Source organism: Methylopila musalis (assembly GCF_042679725.1).
GTDB classification, from domain to species: Bacteria; Pseudomonadota; Alphaproteobacteria; order Rhizobiales; family Methylopilaceae; genus Methylopila; species Methylopila musalis.
On record NZ_JBHTMX010000246.1, the window covers coordinates 1 to 3,759 of the forward strand.

General features: G+C 72.0%; 4 protein-coding genes. All 4 read right to left on the reverse strand.

The genetic code is table 11. The features are described from left to right. Window positions 1–130: 130 nt before the first annotated feature. Window positions 131–1,462, reverse strand: coding sequence for a hemolysin family protein (locus ACFQ4O_RS16040; protein WP_378777130.1), 1,332 nt, complete (start codon window positions 1,460–1,462; stop codon window positions 131–133). 129 nt (window positions 1,463–1,591) lie between these two features. After that, on the reverse strand, window positions 1,592–2,518 hold the full coding sequence (locus ACFQ4O_RS16045) for an energy transducer TonB (protein ID WP_378777132.1): 927 nt from the start codon (window positions 2,516–2,518) through the stop codon (window positions 1,592–1,594). Next, window positions 2,505–2,945, reverse strand: a complete 441-nt coding sequence (gene exbD / locus ACFQ4O_RS16050) for a TonB system transport protein ExbD (protein ID WP_378777134.1) — start codon at window positions 2,943–2,945, stop codon at window positions 2,505–2,507. The genes ACFQ4O_RS16045 and exbD overlap by 14 nt, the downstream gene beginning before the upstream one ends. 6 nt (window positions 2,946–2,951) lie before the next feature. After that, window positions 2,952–3,759, reverse strand: an 808-nt coding sequence (gene exbB / locus ACFQ4O_RS16055) for a tonB-system energizer ExbB (protein WP_378777136.1), incomplete at its 5' end; no start/stop codon positions are given.

Sequence of the window (3,759 nt, forward strand, 5' to 3'; positions counted from 1 at the left end):
GGCGGAGGGAGCGGCCGGCCGGCGCAGCAGCTCGGTCCGCAGGCGGGCGAGGGCGGCGTCGATCTCCGCCTCCGGCGGCCGGAGGCGGGAGGGGCGGTCGAACATCGGCGCCCCGACCCGGTCGGGCGCCTTAGACGCCGACGCCGGCGGGCGTGTTTCCGGCCCGGGCGTCGGTCTTGTGGAACATCAGCTTGTCCACGCGCGGCCCGTCCATGTCGATGACCTCGATGGTCCAGCCGCCGATCTCCACCGTGTCGCCCTCGACGGGGATGCGTCCCAGCTCGGCGATGACGAGGCCCGCGGCGGTGTGGAACTCGCCCTGGTCCTCGGCCGGGATGGTGAAGGCGAAGGTGTCGGTCACGGCGTCGAGCGAGGCGCGGCCGTCCACCATGTAGGTGCCGTCCTCGCGGCGGCGGATGTCCTGGTCCTCGGGCGTCTCGTGCTCCTCGGGCAGGGCGCCGGCGATGGCGCCCAGCACGTCGTGGGAGGTGACGATGCCCTCGAAGCCGCCGAACTCGTCCACCACGAAGGCGGTGGAGGAGGGCTGGCTCTTGAACAGCTCCAGCAGCGAGAGCGCGGAGGCGCCTTCGGGCACGTAGAGCGGGTCCTTCACCGCGGTCGCGACCTCGAACGGCTGGCCGGTGATCAGCGTGGTCAGCACGTCCTTCTTGTGCAGGATGCCGACCGGATCGTCGATGGAGCCGTCCTTGCCCACCACGACCCGGGAGAACGGGCTTTCGGACAGCTCGGTCTTGATGGTCTCCAGATCGTCGGTGACGTCGATCCAGAACACGTCGCGGCGGGGCGTCATGATGGAGCGCACCGGGCGGTCGGCGAGGCCGAGCACGCCCTCGATCATCTTGCGCTCCACGGGCTCGATCGAGCCCGCGGCGACGCCCTCGGCGATGACGCTGCGCACCTCTTCCTCGGTGACGTTGTTGCCGTCCTGCTCCTTCACCCGGAGCAGCTTCAGCACCAGCGACGACGAGGCGCCGAGCACCACCACGAAGGGCTTGCCGACAAGGGCCAGCAGGTACAGCGGCCCGGACACCAGCGAGGCGATGCGCTCGGGATCGGCGAGCGCGATGCGCTTCGGCACCAGCTCGCCCAGAATCAGCGACAGATAGCCGACACCGAACACCACGAGGCCGCTGGCGATGGGGCGGGCGTAGGCGTCGAGCGGGGTGGAGGCCGACAGGAACTGCGCCAGCGGCTCCGCCAGCGCCGCCTCGCCGACCACGCCGGTGAGGATCGCGATCAGCGTGATGCCGATCTGCACCGAGGACAGGAAGCTGCCCGGATCCTCCGCCAGCGTCAGAGCGCGTCCGGCGCCTGTGCTGCCTCCCTCCGCCAGCATTTTGAGACGTGGTCTACGGGATGAGACGACCGCGAGCTCGGACATGGCGAAGAAGCCGTTCAGAAGCACGAGGCCAATCAGAACGACGATTTCAAAGATGGGCATGAAGCGTCCAGAAGGGTGGGCGGGCGGAAAACCCGTCGTCGCCGCGCAGTATAGGGCGAAACCGCACCTGCGTCATGGCGCCTTTTGATGACGAACGGGCGACCGGCGGCCGCCCGTCGTCTCGTGTCCTCAGCCGCGGAAGGAGAACGACATCGGCACCGTGTAGGTCTTGCTGCCGCCCGCCATGTCCGCCGGCATGGGCGGGAAGCCTCCGGCGGCGCGGCGCAGCATGGCCTGAAGCTCCTGATCCAGCACGGCGTAGCCCGAGCTCTGGGCGATGGACTGGCTGACCACGGAGCCCGACCGGTTCACCGTGAAGCGGATCACGGCGCGGCCCTGCATCCGCTGCGCCTGCGCGGCGGCGGGATAGCGCTTCTGCGCCGCGAGCAGCGCGTGCAGGCGACGGCCGTAGTCGGCCGAGGCGCGTGCGGAGCCGGCGCTGTTGGACGAGCCCATGGAGCCGCTGGAGGGCGTGGAAGCGGTGGCCGGCGGCCGCACGGCGGGCGGCTTGCGCGCTTCGCGCTTTACCGGCTCGCGCTCCGGCTTCTTCGGCGTCTCGCGCTTGCGGACCACGGGGGCCGGCTTCGGCTCCTCGATCTCGCGCGCGGTCACGGTCTGCTCGGGCGGCAGGGCGACTTCGGGCGTGACGTCCGGCGGAACCTCGGCCACGTCCGGCGGCAGCTCGGCCACCTCCTGCGGCGTCTCCTCCGCCTCCACGGTCTCCACCGTCTCGTCGAGCGGGGGCGTGTCGGTCTCAAGCTCGGGCAGCATCTCCGCGTCCGGCTCGATCGGATCCGTGGTGTCGGGCGTGGACTCGGGGACCGCGGCGGATTCGCTCGCGGCGAGCTCCTGCGTCTCGCCGGAGGGCGGAGGCATCAGGTCCATCTCGATCGCGGGCGGGGTCTCGAAGCCCGTGGGTTGCGGCGGGCGCTGGGCGAAGATCAGCACGCCCGCATGGGCGGCGAGGATCACCGCGCCGGCGCCGACCCAGCGGGCGACGTCCGCGCCGCCGGTCTTCGGGCCGCCCTGCAGGCTGAGCGCGTCAGCGCGCGCCATCGCCGCCGCCGACGCTCTCGATCGCGACCAGCGCGATCTTCAGGTAGCCGGCGCGCCGCATGTCGTTCATCACGCCCATCAGCTCGCCATAGGGGACGGTCTTGTCCGCGCGCAGGAAGATGCGCTGCTCCTTGTCGCCCTTGGTGGCGCGCGCCAGCGCCGGGCCGATCTGGTCGCGCCCCACCATCTCGTTGCCGAGCGCCACCTGCATGTCGGACTTCACCGTCAGGTAGACGGGCTTGTCCGGCCGGGGCTGCGGCCGGGCGGTGGAGGCCGGCAGATCGACGCCCACGTCCACGGTCGCGAGCGGGGCCGCCACCATGAAGATGATCAGCAGCACCAGCATCACGTCGATGAAGGGCGTGACGTTGATCTCGGCGTTGTCGGCGAGGTCGTCCCCGCCGCTCTCGTCGACCTTCCCGGCCATCGACGCTTACTCCGCCGCGCGCGACAGGCGCGGATGGGCGGCCCGGTCCAGATCGCGGCTCACCAGCCGCTGCACCGCCTGCGAGGCGTCGGCGAGCTTGGCGCGGTGGGCGGTGATGGCGCGGGCGAACACGTTGTAGATCATCACCGCCGGGATGGCGGCCACGAGGCCGATGGCGGTGGCGAGCAGGGCCTCGGCGATGCCGGGCGCGACCACCGCGAGGTTGGTGGTCTGCGTCTTCGAGATGCCGATGAACGAGTTCATGATGCCCCACACCGTGCCGAACAGGCCGACGAAGGGCGAGGTGGAGCCGATGGTGGCGAGCACGCCGGTGCCGATGGCGAGCCGCCGTCCGGCCTGCGCCTCCAGCCGGCTGAGATGGGAGGCGACGCGCTCCTTCACGCCCTCGGGCGAGGAGGCGTCGGCCGAGGCGTAGACCTCCGCGTCGGCGGCGGCCACGAAGCTCGCGATGGCGCCGCCCCGGCCGTCGAAGGCCGAGCGGGCGTCGGCGAGCGAGCGGGAGCCGGCGAGCAGCCGCAGGCCGCGGCGCACGCGGGCGTTGGCGCCGGCGAGCTCCAGCGACTTGGCGAGCCACACCGTCCAGGTCACCACGGAGGCGAAGGCGAGGCCGATCATGACGCCCTTCACCACCCAGTCCGCGGCCATGAACATGCCCCAGGGGGACAGGTCGTGGGGGAGCGTCGCGGGGTCCACCGCCAGCGCCGACGGGTTCTCGCCGCCCTGCGGCGCGGCGGCCTCGTCGGGCGTTCCGGCGGGAGTCTGGCCCGGCGCGGGCTGCTCGGCGGACGGCGCG